The organism is Marinovum sp. PR37 (assembly GCF_028807375.1).
GTDB lineage: Bacteria > Pseudomonadota > Alphaproteobacteria > Rhodobacterales > Rhodobacteraceae > Marinovum > Marinovum algicola.
Genome location: NZ_JARAML010000014.1, coordinates 82,359 through 102,629 on the forward strand (window position 1 = coordinate 82,359; position 20,271 = coordinate 102,629).

17 protein-coding genes are annotated in these 20,271 nt (G+C 67.5%); 8 read left to right on the forward strand and 9 right to left on the reverse strand.

Annotated features, from left to right (window positions below):
* Nucleotides 1-238 precede the first annotated feature (238 nt).
* The 3 genes from PVW49_RS13190 to PVW49_RS13200 are packed head-to-tail and all read left to right on the forward strand — an operon-like array spanning nt 239 to nt 3,706.
* Nucleotides 239-1,738 carry an aldehyde dehydrogenase family protein gene (locus PVW49_RS13190; RefSeq protein ID WP_074837967.1) on the forward strand — a complete coding sequence of 500 codons (1,500 nt, stop codon included), beginning with the start codon at nt 239-241 and terminating at the stop codon, nt 1,736-1,738.
* Nucleotides 1,735-1,989, forward strand: a complete 255-nt coding sequence (gene nrtS / locus PVW49_RS13195; protein ID WP_048535660.1) for a nitrate/nitrite transporter NrtS — start codon at nt 1,735-1,737, stop codon at nt 1,987-1,989. The genes PVW49_RS13190 and nrtS overlap by 4 nt, the downstream gene beginning before the upstream one ends.
* Nucleotides 1,990-2,011: 22 nt before the next feature.
* Nucleotides 2,012-3,706: a thiamine pyrophosphate-requiring protein gene (locus PVW49_RS13200; RefSeq protein WP_053083421.1), complete on the forward strand. Its 1,695-nt coding sequence runs from the start codon at nt 2,012-2,014 to the stop codon at nt 3,704-3,706.
* A gap of 165 nt (nt 3,707-3,871) precedes the next feature.
* Here PVW49_RS13200 and PVW49_RS13205 read toward each other — a convergent pair whose 3' ends face one another.
* On the reverse strand, nt 3,872-7,084 hold the full coding sequence (locus PVW49_RS13205; RefSeq protein WP_274590750.1) for a reductive dehalogenase: 3,213 nt from the start codon (nt 7,082-7,084) through the stop codon (nt 3,872-3,874).
* 113 nt (nt 7,085-7,197) lie between these two features.
* On the opposite strand from PVW49_RS13205, the gene PVW49_RS13210 reads away from it, so the two are divergent.
* A complete protein-coding gene (locus PVW49_RS13210; RefSeq protein WP_274590751.1) occupies nt 7,198-7,674 on the forward strand; it encodes a MarR family winged helix-turn-helix transcriptional regulator in 477 nt (158 codons plus the stop codon).
* Between the two features lie 196 nt (nt 7,675-7,870).
* Here the strand turns inward: PVW49_RS13210 and PVW49_RS13215 are convergent, their stop codons facing one another.
* The 3 genes from PVW49_RS13215 to PVW49_RS13225 form a co-directional block, all read right to left on the reverse strand.
* The gene (locus tag PVW49_RS13215; protein ID WP_048535665.1) at nt 7,871-8,101 is read right to left on the reverse strand and encodes a hypothetical protein; all 231 of its coding nucleotides are present in this window, start codon (nt 8,099-8,101) and stop codon (nt 7,871-7,873) included.
* Nucleotides 8,098-8,280 (reverse strand): hypothetical protein, encoded by a 183-nt coding sequence (locus tag PVW49_RS13220; protein WP_048535666.1) that lies wholly within the window; start codon nt 8,278-8,280, stop codon nt 8,098-8,100. Before PVW49_RS13220 ends, PVW49_RS13215 begins: the two co-directional genes overlap by 4 nt.
* 153 nt (nt 8,281-8,433) lie before the next feature.
* Nucleotides 8,434-9,999 carry a trimethylamine methyltransferase family protein gene (locus PVW49_RS13225; RefSeq protein ID WP_274590752.1) on the reverse strand — a complete coding sequence of 522 codons (1,566 nt, stop codon included), beginning with the start codon at nt 9,997-9,999 and terminating at the stop codon, nt 8,434-8,436.
* A 159-nt stretch (nt 10,000-10,158) separates the two neighbouring features.
* Here PVW49_RS13225 and PVW49_RS13230 point away from each other — a divergent pair, with 159 nt between their 5' ends.
* Nucleotides 10,159-11,049 carry a LysR family transcriptional regulator gene (locus tag PVW49_RS13230; protein ID WP_074837956.1) on the forward strand — a complete coding sequence of 297 codons (891 nt, stop codon included), beginning with the start codon at nt 10,159-10,161 and terminating at the stop codon, nt 11,047-11,049.
* A 21-nt stretch (nt 11,050-11,070) separates the two neighbouring features.
* Here PVW49_RS13230 and PVW49_RS13235 read toward each other — a convergent pair whose 3' ends face one another.
* The gene (locus PVW49_RS13235) at nt 11,071-13,251 is read right to left on the reverse strand and encodes a hypothetical protein (RefSeq protein ID WP_274590753.1); all 2,181 of its coding nucleotides are present in this window, start codon (nt 13,249-13,251) and stop codon (nt 11,071-11,073) included.
* A gap of 1 nt (nt 13,252) precedes the next feature.
* On the reverse strand, nt 13,253-14,341 hold the full coding sequence (locus PVW49_RS13240) for a phosphatase PAP2 family protein (protein ID WP_274590754.1): 1,089 nt from the start codon (nt 14,339-14,341) through the stop codon (nt 13,253-13,255).
* 207 nt (nt 14,342-14,548) lie between these two features.
* Here PVW49_RS13240 and PVW49_RS13245 point away from each other — a divergent pair, with 207 nt between their 5' ends.
* Together PVW49_RS13245 and PVW49_RS13250 are read left to right on the forward strand one after the other, a co-directional pair.
* The gene (locus PVW49_RS13245; RefSeq protein WP_274590755.1) at nt 14,549-16,162 is read left to right on the forward strand and encodes a hypothetical protein; all 1,614 of its coding nucleotides are present in this window, start codon (nt 14,549-14,551) and stop codon (nt 16,160-16,162) included.
* Between the two features lie 171 nt (nt 16,163-16,333).
* The gene (locus PVW49_RS13250) at nt 16,334-17,083 is read left to right on the forward strand and encodes a hypothetical protein (RefSeq protein WP_074837949.1); all 750 of its coding nucleotides are present in this window, start codon (nt 16,334-16,336) and stop codon (nt 17,081-17,083) included.
* Here the strand turns inward: PVW49_RS13250 and PVW49_RS13255 are convergent.
* The 3 genes from PVW49_RS13255 to PVW49_RS13265 form a co-directional block, all read right to left on the reverse strand.
* Complete coding sequence (locus tag PVW49_RS13255) at nt 17,080-17,679, reverse strand: TetR/AcrR family transcriptional regulator (protein WP_274590756.1); 600 nt, start codon at nt 17,677-17,679, stop codon at nt 17,080-17,082. The genes PVW49_RS13250 and PVW49_RS13255 overlap by 4 nt on opposite strands.
* A gap of 3 nt (nt 17,680-17,682) precedes the next feature.
* Entirely contained in the window at nt 17,683-18,330 is a 648-nt protein-coding gene (locus PVW49_RS13260) for a DsbA family oxidoreductase (RefSeq protein WP_274590757.1), read from the reverse strand.
* A gap of 114 nt (nt 18,331-18,444) precedes the next feature.
* The gene (locus PVW49_RS13265; protein ID WP_048535686.1) at nt 18,445-19,008 is read right to left on the reverse strand and encodes a carboxymuconolactone decarboxylase family protein; all 564 of its coding nucleotides are present in this window, start codon (nt 19,006-19,008) and stop codon (nt 18,445-18,447) included.
* 209 nt (nt 19,009-19,217) lie between these two features.
* On the opposite strand from PVW49_RS13265, the gene PVW49_RS13270 reads away from it, so the two are divergent.
* Nucleotides 19,218-20,216, forward strand: coding sequence for a LacI family DNA-binding transcriptional regulator (locus PVW49_RS13270; RefSeq protein WP_074837945.1), 999 nt, complete (start codon nt 19,218-19,220; stop codon nt 20,214-20,216).
* Nucleotides 20,217-20,271 lie beyond the last annotated feature (55 nt).

A 20,271-nucleotide genomic window follows, 5' to 3' on the forward strand; every position in this document is an offset into this window, starting at 1 on the left:
TTTGCGAGAGGGCGTCGGAGCCCGGGTCTCGGCCGCTTTGAATACATTGATCGAGCATTTGTCGCGATGTTGCCGGTGTTTGGCGGAATATGCATCCGTTCTTGAAATACGGATACGTTCATGCTACGAATATGTCATATGGGAGGGTATCCGCGTTTTTTGGATACAAAGCACGCATCAGCAGGGCTGCGGCGTTCGCGCCGGCGTGGCGGATCAGAAACAAGGGGAGGAGGCCGGCATGAGCACCATGGACCGGATTGTAGAGACCGGGATCTTTGTGGATGGCGCGGCGCGCCCGGCATCGAACGGGGCGACCTATGACCTGTTCAACCCGGCGCGGCCGGCAGAGCTGGTGGGCCATGCGGCGGCGGCCACGGCCAGGGATGTCGAGGCCGCTGTCGGCGCGGCGCATGCGGCCTTTCCGGCCTGGGCCGATCTGGGCTTTGCCGAACGCGCGCGCCTGTTGCGCGAGGTGGCCGGGGCGCTGACGGCGGATGAGGCAGATGTGCAGTTCCGCTCGCGGCTCTTTACCCGCGAACACGGCAAGATCGCCCGCGAGACCCTGTTGGAGATGTCGCGGCTGGGGGATCGCTTCATGCAGGCCGCCGCCTATGGCGAGCGCATGGCGATTGACGAAAAGATGGGCCCGGCCGAGGCCGGCCCGGCGTTCGACACCATCATCACCCGCCAGCCGCGCGGGGTGGCGGCGCTGATCGTGCCGTGGAACTGGCCGCTGTCGATCCTCGGCGCCAAGCTGCCGCAGGCGCTGGTGACCGGCAATACCGTGGTGGTCAAGCCGGCGGAAAACTCGGCGCTGGCGCCGATGCTGACCTTGCAGATCATCGCGAAACTTCTGCCGCCCGGCGTGGTCAATGTGCTCACCGGATCGAGCCGCGAGATCGGCGATGTGCTGACCGGCCATCCGTTGGTGCGCAAGGTGAACTTCACCGGCTCGGTGCCGGTGGGCAAACACGTGATGAAGGTCGCGGCCGAGAACCTGACGCCGGTGACGCTGGAGCTGGGCGGCAATGACGCGGCGCTGATGCTGGAAGACATCGAGTTGAACGACGCGGTGTTCGACAAGATGTACTGGGCCGCCTTCGCATCTTCGGGCCAGATCTGCATGGCGCTGAAGCGGATGTATGTGCATGAGAGCCGCTATGACGAGGTGGTCGATGGCTTTACCGCCGCCTGCGAGCGGGCGGTGGTGGGCGACGGGCTCTTGCCCGAGACGACCATGGGGCCGGTCAACAATGCCAGACAGCTGAAGGTGGTGACCGACATGATCGCCGAGGCCCGCGCCAGCGGGGCGGAGCTGCGCGAATGCGGGCAGGTGCCGGACCCGGCGCTTTATGACGGTGGCGGCTATTTCCAGAAGCCGGTGCTGGTCTATGATGCCGATCCCGGCCTGTCGATCGTGCGCGAGGAACAATTCGGCCCCTGCCTGCCGATCATGAAGTTCCGCAACGACGACGAGGCCGTTGCGCTGGCCAATGACAGCGAATTCGGCCTCTGTTCGTCGGTCTGGACGCCGGATGCCGAGCGCGCGCTGCGCGTCGCGCGTAGGCTGGAGGCGGGCTATACCTATCTGAACGGCCATGGGCCGATGGCGCAGGACGGGCGCGGGCCGTTTGGCGGCGTCAAGAACTCGGGCATCGGGCGCAATCTGGGCTATGACGGCGTGCTGGCCTTTACCGAGGCGCATTCGATTTCCGGGCCCGGGGGCTTTCTGCTGTGAGCGCCGCGCGCCAAGACACCCCGCCGGCGTTCTGGGCCATCGCCACCGAGCGCAGCGTCGTGATCCGGGCCGCGCGCATCGCGCTGGTGGTGGGGGTGGTGCTGGCGCTCATCAACCATGGCCACCGGCTGATCGCCGGCGCGATAGACGGCGCCGCGCTGGCCCGGATCGGGCTGACCTTTCTCGTGCCCTATTGCGTATCGACCTATTCCTCGGTGCTGGCGGTGCGCGACAGGATGCAGCGGGTCTGACGGGAACCAAGGGAACATCGATATGAAAGATCTCAAGAACTCCATGTCGGGCGGCGAGCTCTTGCTGCGCAGCCTGAAGGCGCAGGGCATGGATCATTTCCTTGCCAATGCAGGCAGCGATTTCGCCCCGATCGTCGAAGCCTATGCGCGGGTGGGCAGCGGCTCGCCCGATCTGCCGGAACCGGTGATCGTGCCGCATGAATCGGCGCTGGTGGGCATGGCGCATGGCTATTGGCTGGCGACCGGGCGGCCGCAGGCGGCGATGGTGCATGTCAATGTCGGGCTGGCCAATGCGGCGATGGCGATGATCAATGCCCGCGCCGACGATGTGCCGGTGCTGCTGATGTCGGGCCGCACGCCGCTGACCGAACACGACCGCCCCGGCGCCCGGCGCACGCCGATCCAGTACGGGCAGGAGCAATTCGATCAGGCGTCGCTGGTGCGCGACGTGGTGAAGTGGCATTTCGAGCTGCGCTACCCGGAAACGGTTCCGGCGCTGCTGTCGCGCGCGCTGGCCGTCGCCAAGAGCGCGCCGGAAGGGCCGGTGTACCTCAGCCTGCCGCGCGAGCCGCTGACCGAGCTGACCGGCGCCGATGTCGCGGCCGATCCGCTTCAGGCGCCGTCGCGGGCCGGGGCGGCGGCGGCGGAGGACATCGCCACCGCCGCCGGCTGGCTGGCGGCGGCGGAAAATCCGCTGATCATCTGCCAGCGCGGCGATCCCGGCGGTAGGGTGGCGGCGGTGCTGGAGCATCTGGCCGAGGCGCATGACCTGCCGGTGGCCGAGGTCTTTGCCACGCGCAAGGTGTTTCGCGGCACCCATCCGATGGCGGTCGGGCCGGATCTGTCGCAGCGGCTGCCGGAGGCGGATGTGGTGCTGGTGGTCGATGCGCCGGTGGCCTGGATCGAACATCACAACCGCCCCCGCGCCTCGGCCAAGGTGATCCATGTCGGGCCGGACCCGCTGCATGCGCGGATGCCGATGCGGTCGTATCGCACCACGCTGGGGCTGGCGGGCGATACCGCCGCCACGCTGGCGGCGCTGGATGCGGCGCTCGAGACCGTGCCGGCCAGGGCGCGGGACAGCGCGGCCATCGCGGCGGACCACGCGGCCTATCTGGCCCGCGTGGCCGGGGCGGCCCGGGCCGGATCGACCGGCACCGCCAGCAAGGCGTACGTGGCCGCATGTGTCTCCGGCATTCTGGGCGAAACCGGGGTTGTGGTGTCGGAGCGGGGCGCGCCGGCGCCGTTTTATCCCGAGCTTGGCGCCAACCGGTTCTTTGGCAACACGCCCGCCGGCGGGTTGGGCTGGGGCGGCCCGGCGGCCTTGGGCGTGCAGCTTGCGGATCGCGACCGGCTGGTGGTCTGCGTGGTGGGCGACGGGTCGCATCTCTTTGCCAATCCGGTGGTCTGCCACCAGGTCGCCAAGGCCAATGCGCTGCCGGTGCTGACCGTGGTGCTGAACAATTCCGGCTGGGACGCGGTGCGGTTGTCGGCGCTGGAGGTCTATCCCGAGGGTGTGACCTCGGGTGCGGCGCAGGTGCCTTTGACGGAATTCGGGGCGAACCCGGACCATGCGCAGGTGGCCGAGGCCTGCGGGCTCTGGGCGCGCCGGGTGGACCGGGCCGAGGATCTGCCGGCCGTGCTGCAAGAAGCGGTGACGGTCATCCGCGACCAGCGTCTGCCGGTGCTCCTGGATGTGGCGGTGCGGCCGGAGTGAGGCGCGCGGCCGGCGCCGAATTGACCGGCACCGGCCCCGCCGGATCGGATGACGAGAGGCGGCGCCCGAAGCGAGCTGCGAAGGCGGGGCCTTTTGCTTATCATGCCACGCGGGGGACCAGCGGCAAAGCCGCCGCGCCGGGCCGCAATTCCGGGCCTGCCCGATCTAGAGATCAAGCTCCAGAACGCCGTCCTTTTCCGCCGCCCGCGACTGGCACAGGATGATCCCGGAGGCGCGCTGCGCCTTGGACAGTACGAAATCGCGGTGCTCGACCGCGCCCGAGACCAGCCCGCATTTGCAGACCCCGCAGATGCCGTCGGCGCATTTGATGTCGATGGGATAGCCGTTATCCACCAGCACATCCGCCGCCGTCTTGTCCGCCGGGACGGTGAGCCGCTTGCCGGATCTGGCCAGCCTGATCTCGAAATCGTGGTTCACGTAATCGGGCTGCTCGGGCACCGAGAAATATTCCAGGTGCCGCGCCTCTTCCGGGACGCCGGCTTCGGCGGCGGCGTCGATCACGGCGCGCATGTAGCGGTCGCCGCCGCAGGTATAGACATGCCAGCCGGGCGCGTAGCGCCGCATGATGGCGGCAAGGTCGACGCGGCTGCCTTCGTTCGAGATGTGGAGCTGAACCTTGTCGGCCCAGGCAAAGCCCTCGATATCGGCCAGAAAGCCCATCGTGTCGCGGGACCGGCCGGAATAATGCATCTCGAAGCTCCGGCCCTCGGCGTGCAGCTCATGCGCCATGGCGAGCATCGGGGTGATGCCGATGCCGCCGCCCATCAGCACCGAATGGCTGGCCTCGGGCGCCAGCGGGAAATGGTTGATCGGTTTCGACACGAAGACCCGGCGGCCCTCGTTGAAAATCCGGTGCAGCAACTTGGAGCCGCCCCGGCCGGCGTCTTCGCGCAGCACGGCGATCTGAAAACGGTCGCGGTCGGCGGGATTGCCGGACAGGGAATACTGGCGCAGGAAATCCGGCGCGACGACAATATCCAGATGCGCGCCGGCGCGCCATTCGGGCAGCGGCTGGCCATCGACCGGGCGAAACTCGTATTTCGTCACGCCCTGGGCCATGATCTCGGCCCTGGAGATCGTGACCTGGATGACCGGGCTTTCGCCATCGGCGGTGTATTTGTGCAGGAAGGGCTCGAGCGTGCCCTCGGCGGCGCGGCGCTGGTATTCCTCGGCGGTGATCATCGCCTGATAGGCCTCGATCCCGGCTTCGCGGTCCATCGGAAAGGGGTAGGGATGCGGCGGCGGCGCCAAGGGCGCGGGATAGACGGCCAGGGTCTGATCTTCGTATTTCAGATCCAGGTCGGTTTGCAGCGACCGGGTGTTGACCGGCTTGTCGGTGGGGCGATAGGCGCCATCGGCCTGCAATTCGAGATCCCACCACCATTTCTTGACCGGGTTCAGCGATCCGTTTTCGACGTAATCATCGAGCTTGGCCAGAAGCGGTGCGGCCCCGGGCATGTTCATCGCGGCCCAGCGGAACGGCTTTTCCGCAAACAGGCCTTCGAGGTTCCAGGGGCAGGTTTTCATGCAGCGCCCGCACATCGCCCCGCCCGGCGTGGTGATCCGGTAGGTGGTGCATTTCTGGCTGTCGCTCTTCCAGATCTCATAGCCGTTGAACATCAGTTTCGGCCCGGCGGTGATCGCCCCCGAGGGGCATTCGCGGGCGCATTTGTTGCAGCTCTTGCAGAACCTTTGCAGCCCGAAATCAATCGGCTTGTCCGGGGTCATCGGCAGATCGGTGGTCACCACCCCGGATTTCAGCCGGGGGCCGAGAAACGGGTTCAGGATCACCTCGCCGATGCGGCTGACCTCGCCCAGCCCGGCCAGCAGCAGGAGCGGCGGTTGCAGCACCTCGCCATCCATCACCGTATGCGCCTTGGCCTTGTAGCCGAGGTTGCGGATCTGTTTGGCGATCACCCCGCCGAGGAGCGAAAACCGCAGGTAGGCGCGCATCGATTGCGCCACGGCGATCCAGTCGTCGCCGGATGAGCCTTCCATGGTCTCATAGCCCTGGTCGACGATCATGCTGATCGCCTGGTCATGGTCGGGCCGGATCGGTTCGCCGCGCGCGTCGTGGCTGTACCACGTCCACTCCGGGCAGCGGGAAATGCCCACGGCATCGAGGCCGAGGAAATAGCTGGTGGCCTTGATCAGATCGGCGGCGGCCTCGGGCGCGATCCGGGCCTTGTCGGGCGCGGGGTCACCGTCCTGCAACAGCGTAAAGGCGCCAAGCGCCCGGCGCTGCGCGGTGGAGGGCGCGGCCTTGAACACGTAATGCCCGCCACGGGCGCCGTCCTGCACATGTTTGCCGAGATCGCCGAACACCGACCGGGCGAACATGTCGGCGCGCTTGGGCACGCGGGCGACATTGGCCTCGTCGATATAGGTGGTGGGGGTGTCCACGCGGTTCAGCGTTTCGAAGGGATGCGCGCCATCGACAAAGCGGCGGGTGCGGTAGGGCAGGGCGTTGGAGGCGTTCTTGGCAAAGCCGCGCCCCAGCTTCCAGGCGGTGCCAAAGGCGGTTTTGGGCTGCTGTTCCAGCGGCACCAGCGGCAGATCGGGGGCGAGTTCAAAGCTGGTGGTGATGGCGGACAGGCCAAAGCGCGTGCCGATATAGGGATGGGTCAGCACGCCGTTTTCGACCGTGGCCAGCCCCGCCGCGACCGCCAGCCGGTTGAGATCGACGTCGGCGCAGGAGGCGGTATGCGCCCGCGCGTCATGGCCCAGAACACGCAGGTAATTCGCCAGCACCGAGGCGGTTTCCGCCGCCAGCAGCGCCGCGCGATGGGCGTAAGCCTCTTTGAACCAGGCGGTGCCGGGCTCATCGGGGCGCGGGTCCCGCGGGTTTTCATAGAGAAAGACGACGGCATGGGTGTGGCCGTCGATCGAGGAGGGCGGCGCCTCGGCGGACTCCTTGAGATCGGCCATGATCTGATCGATGCCGGCGGCCAGGGTCTTGGTCTGGCGGGTTTTCAGCTGTTGCGCCAGACGCGCGACATCGGGGTTCTGGTGCGGCTCGGGCAGGCGCGCGGCCCGGGGCAGGGCGCAGACCCCGGTGACGGCGGCATCGGAAAAGTAGGAGAACGCCTTGATATGGTTGGCGCGCTCGAGCGGGTCGGTCGGGCATGCCGCCATCGCGGGGTTGACGATGCCGTCGCGGATCACGTCCAGCATGGCCTGATGCTCGCGCATGGCATTGACGATGCAATGGGGCCTGTCCGACCGGTCGAAGGACAGCGGCACAAAGGCCGGAACCTGCGCCAGATCCGGCAGGGTCCAGCTGCGCGCCAGCAGTTCCGAAGGATAGCGGCCCATGTGGACGGGGCGGTTCTTGTCGGAGAACAGACGGATGCCCATGGCGTGCCTCTTGTGTCGGGTAAAAGATTGCCTGAGTTTATAGTTGCCATGGTTAATCAAATAATGCAAATTGAATTTGCGGCACCCTGCCGGCTCGGATGACGGAGGCCCTTGTGCGCGAAGAGACAGTCGAAGATCGGCAACTGGCCGAGTATGCCTTGCGGCAGCAGCTCGGCTTCAAGCTGAGCCGGACCTCGCGCCTGATGCAGCAGCGGCTGGAGGCGGTTCTGGCGCCGCAGGGGCTGACGCGGTTGACCTGGTGCGTTCTGAGCAGCATCGGGCTGGAGGGGATTTCGACGCCGTCGGGCATTGCCGACAACCTGGGTGTGACGCGGCCGATGCTGTCACGGTTGATCAAGGCGATGTCCCGCGACGGGCTGATCGAGATCACGCTTGATCCCGACGACGGCCGCAACCGGCAGCTGAGGCTGACCGCCGCGGGCCGCAGCAAGCTGATGGCCTGCAAGCCGCTGGTTCAGGACAACAATACGCATTTTTCCCGCAAGCTCACGGCGGCGCAGATGCAGGCCCTGCATGAACTGGTGGACCTGCTGATCGACGGTGAGACGCCGTATCTCGACAGCCTGTGAGCCCGGGGCGGTGATGCCAGCCCGCGCCCGGGACGATAAAGCCCGGCGCCTTTCGGTGCCGGGCTGCCCGCTTGGGTGCCTTCGTATTTTGTTTTTGCTTGGGCGCCTGAAGCTCCGGGGGCCGGTCTGGAGGGCCGCGCTCCGGAAGAGGCAGAAGGCAGGCAAGCCGGGCTGTCCGTGACACCAGGGGCGGTGGTCAGCGCGCCTCGAGAGGGGCGAAACCGGGGTGAAAGGCCTGGGTGCGGTCGGGTTCGGACGGGGTGAAGATGCCGAGCATCGGCCCCATCAACGGCGCCAGGAGGAAGGGCAGCTGGCCAGCGACGGCGTAGATCACCAGCGACTGGAACATGCCGTAGTCGCAGAGAAAGGCGGTCAGGCCGCAGGCGCCGCCGAGGGCGATGGAGAGGAGAAGCAGAACCAGGATCATGTGCGTGCCATCCCGCCGAATTCGGGCGCCCAGAGGTTGAGTTCGGACCGGCGGATCATTTCCGGGGTGCCGAAGTGGCTTTGCGAGGCGTAGCCCTCGGCGGTGCCGAGCTGTTTCTGTTGCAGAAAGGCGAGGGCTTTGACGCGGCCTTGCCGGGCTTTGTTGATGTAGTTGGTCATGGTCTCTGGCTCCCTTGGTGTCTGAGCGGTTGAGATCACATTACCAAGGGAAACGGCCGCGATCCGGGTCGCGAATGCGTAGAGATCCGAGCAGAGGGCGCGCCGGCTATCCTTTGGGGCATGCCGTCATGGCCGCCTGCACAGCGCAAGGCGTCAGTACCACATGTCCTCTTTCGATGCCTTCTCACGGGCGATGAAATCGCGCAGCGCCATGTCGGTGTCGAAATCGAGCGGGGGCGCCTGATAGTCATGCAGGAGCTGTTTCCAGCGGGCATTGGCGCGGACGGCGTAATCTTCCGCGCCCTGTTCGTCCCAGGTTTCCCAGGGCTGGTCGTCGTTCAGCCCGCTGTCCCAATAGGCGGTCTGGTAGTGGCGCAGGGTGTGATCGGTGCCGAAGAGATGTTCGCCCGGCCCGTATTGCGCCAGCGCCTCGACGCCGAGGCTGTCGTCGCTGACCTCGACCCCGCCGAGATAGGCGTGCAGCGCGCCGCACATGTCGCAATCCATCACGAATTTCTCGTAGGACATCGACAGCAGCCCGTCGAGGAAGCCGGCGGAATGCAGGATGTAATTGGCGCCGCATTGCACCGCCGAGAGCATCGACATCATCGCCTGTTGCATTGCCTGGCCGTCAGGGCGCTTGGAGGTGCTGAAATTGCCGGCGCAGCGCAGCGGCAGGCCCAGCCGCCGGGCGAGCTGACCCAGGACCAGCGATCCCAGGGCCGGTTCCGGCGTGCCGAAGGTGGGGCTGCCCGAGCGCAGCGACATCGACGACAAAAACCCCGCCAGCACCGCCGGGGCGCCGGGGCGCACCAGTTGGGTGAGGGCGCAGCCGACCATGGATTCCGCCAGGCTCTGGGCCACCGCGCCGGCCATGGTCAGCGGCGCGACCGCGCCGCCGAGCAGGAAGGGCAGGATGATCGAGCCCTGGCCCGCGCCGGCATATTCGCGGATGCCGCGGGTTGTCACCCCGTCGAGCACCAGCGGCGAAGTGGTGTTGAAATTTCCGATAATGACGCAATGGCGGTCGACGAAATCGGCGCCGAACAGCAGGCGGCACATCTCGATCGAATCCGCCGCCCGTTCCGGCGCGGTGATCGAGCCGAGAAACGGCCGGTCGGAATAGCGGATGTGGCTATAGACCATGTCGAGATGGCGTTTGTTCACCGCCACGTCGGTCGGTTCGCAGATGGTGCCGCCGGAATGGTGCAGCCAGGGCGAGGACTGGCCGAGCTTGATCAGGTTCTGGAAATCCTCGAGCGTGCCGTAGCGCCGGCCCCGGTCGAGATCCATCACGAAGGGCGAGCCGTAGGAGGGGGCAAAGACCACCGCATCGCCGCCGATCTCGACATTCCGGGCCGGGTTGCGGGCGTGCTGGGTAAAGCGCGCGGGGGCGGTTTTCAGCAGCGCGCGGATCAGCCCGGGCTCGAAGCGGATGCGCCAGCGGTTCTCGCCATGATCGGTGACCACGCCGCCGGCCTTGCGAAACAGCTCCACGGTCTCGGGATCGTCGCGGAACTCGATGCCGATCTCGGCGAGGATGCGGTCGGCGGCGGCCTCGATCCGCGTCAGGCTGGCCGGGTCGAGGATGTCGTAGGGGGGCGTCCTGCGGCGGATGAAGGGCACATGCAGATGCGGGTTCTGGCCCGGCGCGGCGCTGCGTTCGGGCCGGGTTTTGCGGCGGGACTTGCGGACGGGTCTGTCGGTGCGGTCGAGCATGGCGGCGGCGCTCCTTTGCGGTTGCGCGACAGTTTCGGCCCGGCCGGGGCGGGCTGGCAATCGCAAAAATATTCGGCTATGACTTAGATTGATTGAGTCATGATCCCGTCACGGCACAGCATGATCGCGGATCGTGGCCCCCTTGCACAAGACAGGTTCATGTCGCAAAGCCCCTATGATCTGCCGCCCCTGACCGCGCTTGCCAGTTTCGAGGCCGCGGCGCGGCATGAGAGCTTCAAGGCCGCCGCGCAGGAGCTGAACGTCACCCCGGCGGCGATCAGCCATCAGGTCAAGGCGCTGGAGGCCGAGCTGCGGCAGGTGCTGTTTCGCCGCCATCATCGCGGGGTCAGCCTGACCGAGACCGGCGCCTATCTGCTGGTGGCGCTGCAACGCGGCTTCGAGGAAATGGCCGGGGCGGTGGATCAGCTGCGGTCGCGGGCGACCCGGCCGGCGGTGACGATCCGGGCCACAACCGCGGTCAGCGCGCTCTGGCTGACGCCGCGACTGGGGGCATTCTGGCGCGCGCATGGACATATCACCGTGGCGCAGAATGTCAGCGATCTGGACAGCGGCGGCGAGGACAGCGACCTGGCGATCCATTACGGCGACATGGCGCGCGACAGCGGCGATTGCCGGCTGCTGATCCACGATTGCATCAAGCCGCTGGCCAGCCCGCGCTTTGCCGCCCGGCATGCGGTGCGGCGGGTGGCGGATTTCGAGCGGCTGCCGCTGGTCCATGTCGACCGGGCCGAGACCGGCTGGACCTCGTGGCGCGACTGGTGCCGGGCGCTGGGGCACGAGGGGCCGGTGGGCGGCGGGCTGCGGGTGAACAATTACGTCATCGGCTTGCAGGCCGCCGAGGACGACATGGGCGCGGTGCTGGGCTGGGAGGGGTTGACGGCGGGGCTGGAGCGCGCCGGGCGGCTGGTGCCGCTGCTCGATGTGAGCGTGCCCTCGCCGCTGGATTTCTACATCAAGGTCAGCCCGCATGCCTCGCATCAGGCGCATCTGCTCTGTGACTGGCTGGTGGGCGCCGGGGCGGCGCCCTGACCGCGCCGCCCCGGGGGCATCCTAGCGGCGGGTGAACCTGTCGGGCGTCGGGCTGAACATGCCGGGAACACGGCCCTGGCCGATGTGGCGGGGATCGGCCTCCGACGGCGCGAGGCTCCGGGTCAGGATCTCGCGCGGGGTGCCGGGGGCGCCGGTGAGCAGCTTGGCCATCGCGGTTCTGAGTGCGAAGGGCGCGGCGAAGCTGGTGCCGCGAACCGCGACCGTGCTGCCGCTGTAGGTGCCGGTGACCAGGATGTCGGGCCGGATGTCGCTGGCTTCCGACACGGCGGCGCAGGTGGGTTGCGCCGGATCGGGCCCGGCGCTGGCCGAGGAAAACGCCGAGACGCTGGCATCGGACGCGCGGCAGGAGCCGGCGGTGATGACCCCGCGCGAGCCGGCGGCGGCCGAAAGCGTGCCGAAGCGTTTGATCGGCGCGGTCCCGGTGTCGCCGGCGGGGCGGCGGCCCTCGGCGTCAAATCGCAGATAGGCCGGGTGTTCGAGATAGGCTTGGCGGCCGGCGGGGGCAAAGCCCTCGGGGGTTTCGCCGCGTTCGACCCAGAGGGCGACCTGATCGGCGAACCCCTGTTCGGCCGGGCCGAGGCGCAGGCGCCAGAGGCCTTCGGGCGCGGTGCCGGGCCGGCCCTGGCCATCGGCGGTGGCGGGGATGGCCAGGGTGAGCCTGCGGCGTTCGTGGCCCTGGGCGCCCGGCACGGCGCGCGGCAGGCTGCGCTGGCAGTAGAGCCGGGCCACTGTCTGGCCGCGCATGGCGTAATCATAGGCATGACCGGGGCGGAAGCCGCCCTGTGGCGGGTCCAGCCTGGTGCCGTCGGGCAGGGTGAGCGAGAGGCCGACCGGAAAGCCCGACCCCCCGGCGGGCGCCGCCAGGTCGCTCCAGAGCTGCACGAAACTGGCGCTGCGGTCGTCGGGCTGGATGGCAAGGCCGATGTCGCATTTCGCGCTGTCGGCGAGGTCGGCGGCGGTGAGCCTTGCGTGGGTGGCGCTTTGCAGGCTGTTGCCGGCGGCGGCGGCGACGGCGCGGATCTCGCCGGCGTCGAGCCTGCGGTCGAACTCGGCGCTGAGCCCGTCAAGGCCGTCATGCCGCCCGGCAAAGGTGCCGAACGAATGGGTGACAAGGTAATCCGGCGCCGGGCGGCCGGCGATCGCCTCTTGCAGCCGGTGATACCAGAGCCAGTTGAGCCCGGAGATCACGTAGAGATCGTGCAGGTGGCCGTTGGTGCGCGCGACCGAGGCGGCGGGAAGCTGGATGCCCATCAGATCGACGCCGTCAAGGCCGGCCTCGGGGGCCTCGGGATCGGTGCCAAAGGCCACATGCCCGACCGCCGTGCCATGCGAGGCGCGTTTCTTCAGGTGGTGGTGATCGGGGCCGTCGGCGGCGAGGCCGAGGCTTTCGTACAGGTCGGCTTCGGTGCGATAGGGGCTGTCTGTCAGTTCGTGCAGGGCGCGGTTGATCCGGGCGGCGTCAAGCGCGGTGCCGATGCCGGGGCTGTCGTCCAGCCCGTCGCCCTGGGCCCAGAACCGGATGAAGCGGCTGCGCAGGCTGGCGGTCTTCGGGGTGCGGCGGCGGAACACCTGATTGGCGAAACCGATGGCGTGATCGATGACGACGCCGACCGGCGGCGCCTCGGACGGGCGCGGGGGCAGGGCGGTGCCCGCGGTCAGCGCGGTTTCGAGCGGGGCGAGCAGGGCGGTGTCGGAGCCCTCGGGCGGCAGGCAGCCGCGCACCGGGGTCAGCCCGGTGTCGCCGCGCAGGATCTGCGCCGAGGTGACGGCGAGCGCGGCGTTTTCCGGTCGCGGCAGATGGCGTTCGAGCGGCGATTGCAGCAGGTCGCCGCGCAGAAAGAGCAGCAGTTCGGTTCTGGCCGCCTCGCCGGCGTGGATGGCGCGCATTAGCGCGGCAAAGGCATAGGCGGCATCATGCGGGGTGACGACAAAGGGCGCGCTGCCCCCGGCGGGGGCCGGCCGGGTCAGCGCCTGCCAGGCTGCGTGCGCCCGGGAGAGGAAGGCGCCGAGCGGCGTCGTCTTGCCGCTGACCGAGAGCTCGAGCGCGACGATCTGGGGATAATAGCGGTCGGGCCGGGGGGCCCCGATCTCGGCCGCGCCCGGCGGGCTGGCGTACCAGAGCTCGTAGGGATGGCGGTGCGCCTCATCCGCGTCGAGCGGGGTTTCTGTCCAGCCGGGCATCTCAGGTCCATTCGTCCTGGGCGGCGGCAAAGAGCGCGGCGAGCAGCGGCGCGGGGGCGACGCTGGCGACCTCGCTGGCGTCGTAGTGATCGGCGGTGCCGCCGGAAAAGGCGGCGTCGAGATCGTCGAGCGAGAGCTTCGCCCCGGCCAGTGCGGCGGTCTGCGCCTTGACGCCGATGCAGTGATGGCCGCCGAGCGCGCCGGCGCGGTGCAGCAGCATCCGGGCCAGGCTGCGGCCCAGGGCGGCGCCGCAGATGTTGTCGACGTGGAAATGCACGCCGGCAACCACGCGGTTGTGGGCGATGCGCGCGGCCTGAAGCGTCATCTGCTCGCCATAGGCGGCCCGGTCGCCGCTGGCGCCGGAAACCAGGCTCAGCACCTCGGCGATGGCAAAGGCCTCGGTGGCGTGACCAGAGGGAAAGGCGCTATGCGCCGGCGCGGTGATCATCGGCTGGATCTGGGCGTCGTATTCCTGTGGCCGGCGGCAGGCGAGGCCGTTTTTCAGCGCCTTTTCCACCGCCACCACCGGCAGCATCACCGCCTGCAACAGCTCGATGGTCCATTTGTGCCGCGCCAGGTTGAGCGACAGCGGCATCGCGAGGAAGGACAGGATATCGGTGGTCTGGGCAAGGATTTCGGGCGCCCGGTCGCCGCGCAGATCGGCGGCGGCCTTGATGTCATCGACCTGCGCCGTGAACCCGGCCTCGCTCGGCCGGTCGGTGTGAAACAGCTTGGCGCCGCCGACGGTGACGCTGGCGGTTTCGGCCGCGACGTCGAACGCCACGTCGAGGCCCGACATGGTGTCGACAAAGACCGCCGATTGCCGCGAGCCGGGATCCCAGCGGAACAGGTTCTCGGGGCTGTTCATCGGCAGATGGGTGGGGGTGTGGGCCGCCGGCTGACGGGCGCCAACCACCCCGTCACGCGCCAGCATCATCGCGCCCGAGGCCGCGCCGGGCACCGCTTCGAGACCGATATTGCCGATGTTTCCAATATTGCCGATGTTTCCGATATTCCCGATGTTGCCGATATTGCCGATGTTTCCAATATTCCCGATGTTTCCGATATTCCCAATATTGTTCAATGACATGGCTCTTCCCTTGGTTGACTATCTGGGCCGTAGAAAAAATGATCGGCCCGCCCGAACGAATCCGTTAAGAATTCGTTTATAAGCGATTAATTTCTCAACCATGCAGGTCGGGCAAGGCCCCGAATTGCGAATTTTTAACGCTTTTGCTGGGGTAAGCGCCTTGTTTTGTGATATCTTTTGAACAATCCGACGCGAGGAACAAGTGATTTGAACGAACTCGCACAGACACCGGGGGGGGACGGTTCGGCTGCGCGGGCGGCAGAGCTGCGCGTCGGCTTGTTCGGCCCGTTCCGCATCACCGATGCCGCCGGCGCGGACCGCACGCCCAAGGGCGCCAAGGCCAAGGCGCTTGTCGCCATGGTGCTGATGGCGCCGGATCAGTGCCGGTCGCGGCCCTATCTGGCGCAGAGCCTGTGGTCGGACCGGGCGCAGGCCCAGGCGCTGGCCAGCCTGCGGCAGGCGATCAGCGAAATCCGCAGCGCGCTTGGCCCCGCCGCCGACGCCTTTCAGGCCGACCGCAAGGCGGTGGCCTTTCGTCCCGGCGCGGTCGAGACCGATATCGACGCGGCGCACGAAAAGACCGCGCAGGGCCTGCCCTTTCTCGAGGATGTCCAGAGCACCGATGGCGCGCTGTCGGAGTGGCTGGCGCAGATGCGCGGCCAGTTCAGCCTGCAGGAACGGCTGGCGCGGCGGCTGCCGGTCGAGATCCGCAGCGCCGGCTCGGCCGACGAGATGCATCACCGGCTGCTGACGCATGGCATCGCCAATTCGATCGGCGACTGGTGCGCGCTGCGCATTGCCGCCATCGCCGACGATCCCGACAGGCTGGCGCGCAATGGCCCCGAGGATCTGGCGCAATATCTGCTCTCGACCCGGGTCGAGGCCAGCGGCGAGCGGGCGGCGGCGCATGTGGCGCTTGCCGAGGGTGAACCCTATGCGCCGAAATGGTCGATGTCGGCGGCGATCACCGCCGATCCGGTAGCGCTGCTCGACGATTCCGAGATGCTGCGGCTGGTCAACCGCACGGTCGAGCGCACCATGCTCGATCTGGCGCCGGGCCATGCGGATGCGGCGACCAATGATTACCTGGCCGCCGGCACGCTGGGCGCGGTGCGGCTGATCTTTCGCAATCGGCCCGGCGATCTCAAGCTGGCCAAGACCCAGCTGGCGCGCAACTTCGAAGTGCACCGCAAGGGCATCTACCTGGCCTGGCTGGCCTATGTCACCACGCTGGAGCGCGCCGAGAAGGACTTTCGCGACCAGCGCGCCTTGCAGGAAAACGCCGATGCGCTGTGCCGCAAGGCGCTGGAGCTCGATCCCTATGGCTCGATGACGCTGGCGCTGGTGTCCTATACCTCGTCCTTCATCCTGGGCGACCGGGCGCGCGGCGTCGAGCTGGCCACCCAGGCGCTGGAGATCAACCGTGCCAATCCGCTGGCCTGGCTGTTTCGCGGCGCCGCCTATTCGCTGGAGGGCGATGGCGAGCGCGGTCTGCGCGACAGCGAATATTCCCAGCGCATCCAGGGCGGCGGGTTTTATTCCTATGTGGTCGATACCTTCAGCTGTGCCGCCGCCACCAGCGCCGGGATGCTGGATGATGCGGTGCGCTATGCCGAACGGGCGTCGAAGAAGGCGCCGCTTTACCGGGCGCCGCTGCGCTATCTCACCGCGATCCATGCGGCGCGCGGTGACATGGAGGAGCTGCGGCTGGCGATCCGGCGGCTGCGGCGGCTTGAACCGGAGTTCACCATCGATTCCCTCCGCGACAAGGAATACCCGGTTCCGGGGCTGCGGGCGATCGGGTTGGTCAAATCGGTCTGACGCGGCGGCGCTGTGGCCATTGACGTCTTTTTAACGGCCGCACCGATGGTAACATCCGGGAAAGAATACCTATTCTGAAGTCAGGCTTTGGGCTTTGGGGGCTTGGGTGACTTTGTTTCGGCGCAGTGCTTACCGGAGATGCCGGCCCCTGGCGGGCCGGGGCGAGGCCCGATGACGATCCGGCTGGAGGTCGGCCGCGTCAGTGCCTGCCCGGTCGCGGGCTGTGCCGATCTGGTGCAGGCGCGGCAGGAGGCGAGCAGCCGCTATGCCCTGCTGACCCGGGCGCCACAGCGCGAGATCGAGGAATGCGCGCGCCGGGCGATGACGGCACTGGCCGGCCGGCCGAGCCTGCGGGCGACGCTGGAGACCCGGCTGCGCACGGTGATCGACAGTTCCGGCAAGGGGCTGCGGCTGCGCGCGCGCGAGACGATCCTGCTGAGCGGCGGGCTGTTCCGGGCGCTGTCGGTGCACAGCCGGGGGGCGCAGCTTCTGGGCGCGGCGCAGGGGGCGCAGCTTGTGGCGCGGTCGGGCCGGCTGGTGATCCAGACGCTCTGCGCCGATGATTACGTCGACCGGCAACAAGCGGCGCTGATCTGCCTGGCCGGGCGCTGGTCGTGTTTTCTTCCGCAGGTGGCGGGGCCCGGCGGCGGCTTTTCCCATCGGCGGCTGGTGGCCGCCCGGGCGCTTGGCGCGGCGGCGGTGGCCCTGGACATCGCCGAGGCCGACGAGGACGCCGGGCTGCGCAGGCATCTCGACGCCGCTGCCGAGGCGCTGCACGCGATGCAGGCCGAGGGCGCCGGGCTGCCGGAGAGCCTGGCAGAATGGCGGCAGTTCATGCTCAACGAGCTCGACGCCGAGATCTTTGTCTATGAGCTGCTGATGACGGAATATGCCGCGACCGATTGCCGGATCGCCGATTAGCCGGCGCGGCGCAGCGCCTCGACCTCGCGCGCGAGGCTGTCGGCCAGCGCCGCGACCTCGGCGGCCGCGGTGCCCTGATGCAGCTCCAGCCGCAGGGCGTTGACATAGGCCTGATAGCGCCGCGCCAGGGCCGGGCAATCGCTGTCCTCGGCAATCTCGCCGCGGGCCTTCGCGGCGGCGAAGGCGGCGGCGATCTCGTCGCGCATGGCCGCGAGATAGGCCTGCGATTGTTCGGCAATCGCGGGTTCGGTGCCGCGGGTGTCGACAAAGCTCTTGATCAGCATGCAGGCTTGGGCGTTGGCATCCCCGGGCGAGAGCGCGGCATAGGCCCGCAGATGATCGGCCAGCGCCTGAAGCGGCGATTCCGCCGCGACGATCCGGTCGCGGAACTGGCCGCGAAACCGGTCGAAATAACGCTGCATGGCCAGGAGATAGAGGTTCTCCTTGCTCTGGAAGGCGGCATAGATGCTGCCCGGTTTCATCGCCAGCGCGGCCTCGAGATCCTTGAGCGAGGTGGCGTGATAGCCCTTGTGCCAGAACAGCCCCATCGCCGCCTCAAGCGTGGTGTCGCGGTCATAGGGCGCGGCGCGCGGCATGGGTCAGGCCTCTTGCTGGGTCAGATGGGTCAGGATGCGGGCATAATTCTCTTCGCCCTGGGCGCCGGTGACAAGATGTTTGCTGTCGAACACCATGGCAGGCACGCCGCGCACCCCCTGTTGCAGCCAGAAACGCTCATGCTCGCGGGTGATATCGGCAAAGCGACCGTCCGCCAGAACCGCCAGCGCCTCGGCGCGGTTGAGACCGATTTCGCCGGCGACATCGGCCAGCACCTGCGGATCCGAGAGATCGCGGCGGTGGGTGAAATGCGCGCTGAACAGCGCCATCTTCAGCGCCTGTTTCCGGCCCTGTTCGCCGGCCCAGTGCAGCAGCTGATGCGCCGCGAAGGTGTTGTGCATCCGCATGTCCTCGGCAAAAGAGAAGGTAAAGCCGAGGCTTTCGCCCAGCTCGGTCATCTGCGCCCGGCTCTGCGCCGATTGTTCGGCGGTTGAGCCGTATTTCTCGGTGATATGCGCGCGCAGATTCTGGCCTTCGGGCGGCATCTCGGGGTTGAGCTCGAAAGGGTGCCAGTGGATTTCATGCGGCGTGCCGGTCGCCTCGAGCGCCTGGGCGAGCTGGCGATAGCCGATGATGCACCAGGGGCACATCACGTCAGAGACGATGTCGATACGAAGGGTCTGATCGGTCATTTTGCGGCCTTTCGGCGGGTTGGGGCCTGTCTGCCTGGCGATATAAGGCGCGGCCGGCGCGGGTGTAAGGGGCGGCCGGCGGGCCGCCCCTCGCGTTGTGGCGGGACGTGCGGCTCAGGCGGCCTTGTCGGCGGGCGCCCAGGCGAATTTCTCGAACACCTTGTCGACCGGGGTCTCGGCCAGGTGGTTGGTGTAGTTCGACATGATCTTCTGGCTGTAGCCCAGGATCACCTCGAGGATGTGGCGTTTGGTGAAGCCGGCCTCGAGGAAGGCCTGCACCTGGGATTCCTCGAGATTGCCGTGCTGGCGGACCAGTTGCAGGGTGAAGCTGCGCAGCGCTTCGAGCCGGGCGTTCGGCAGCGGCGTACCGTTGCGCAGGGCGTCGGTGATGGCGTCATCGACCTGCATGCTCTTGGCAATGCCGGTATGGGCCGGCACGCAGTAGTGACAGGCGTTCTCGACATTGACGGTCTGCCAGACGACGGTCAGTTCGTCCTTGTCGAAGCTCGAATCCACGAAGAGCTCATGCACGCGCTGGTAGGCTTCCAGCAGGCCGGGTGCTTCGGCCATAACGGCGTGCAGGCCGGGGATCATGCCGTAGGCTGCCTTGGATTTCGCCAGCAGCGGCTTGGCGGCGTCCGGGGCGGTCTCTTCGGTGTGAAGCGGAAAATCGGTCATTGGCATCCTTTGTTGGTCTGTAGCTTGCGTGAACAGTGCAGCCCGTCCGGGCCGCGTCGGACTGATATGGCAACTTTGAGCGATCACTCAATAGATGAATTGAGCAATCACTCAAACGTGAGGCGCGCGGCGCCCATCCAATTACATAATTCGTCCTATGCGCTCTCGTCCGAGTTGCAAAATTCCCGGAGTTTTGGCAGATCAGCCGCATGGCACCAAAACCGAGAGCGACCAAACGGGTCACCATTCAACAGGTCGCGCATGCGGCCGGCGTGGACCGTTCGACGGTGTCGCGGGTGTTCAACAATCCCGATATCCTGCTGGAAGAGACTGTCAGACGCGTCAAGGACGTGGCGCTAAAGCTGGGCTATTCGCCGAATTCGGCGGCGCGGGCGCTGCGCACCGGGCGCAACAGCAATATCGCGCTGATCGTGCCCGATCTGACCAACCCCTTCATGCCGCCGATCGCGCTGGCGGTGCAGAAAGAAGCCGCGAAACGCGGGTTTGCAGTGTTCATCGGCAATGCGGATGAAAACCCCAGCCAGGAGGTGGATTTGCTGAACCGGCTGGCCGATCAGGTGGCCGGTGCCATTCTGGCCTCGCCCCGCTCGGCGTCGCAGCAGATCCACGATCTGGCGCGCGATACCCCGCTGGTGCTGATCAACCGCGACATCGAGGGCGTGCCGCGGGTGCTGATCGATTCCGGCCAGGGCATGGCGCAGGCGGTTGCGCATCTGGCGGGCCTGGGCCATCGCCACATCACCTATGCCGGCGGGCCCGACAACTCGTGGTCGAACGACCAGCGGCATCAGGCGGTCACCCGCGCCGCGGCGGCGCATGGGCTCACGCTCAGCACGTTGTCCGCCGGAACCGCCTCTTTCGCCCGGGGGGCCGAGATCGTACCCCAGCTACTGGCGCTTGGGGCCACCGCCTGCATCGCCTTCGACGATGTTCTGGCGCATGGCATCTGTAGCGGTCTGGTGGACAACGGGCTGAGCAATCCGGCCGATTACAGCGTCGTCGGCTGCGATGACATCCTGGGCTATCCGATGTTGACCACGGTCTCGGGGCCCTCGGCGCAGGCCGGGCAGAAAGCCGTCGAAATGCTGGCCAGTTCGCTGGGCGCCCCGCCCGAGGGCGATTTGCGCGTGGTTCTCGAGACCGAATTGGTCATTCGCCAGACAGTGAGCGCACCCGGACGGGGCTGAACCGGCCAAATCGGCGGTTTGCAGAGACAGGCGTTGACATGCAATCGATTGCATG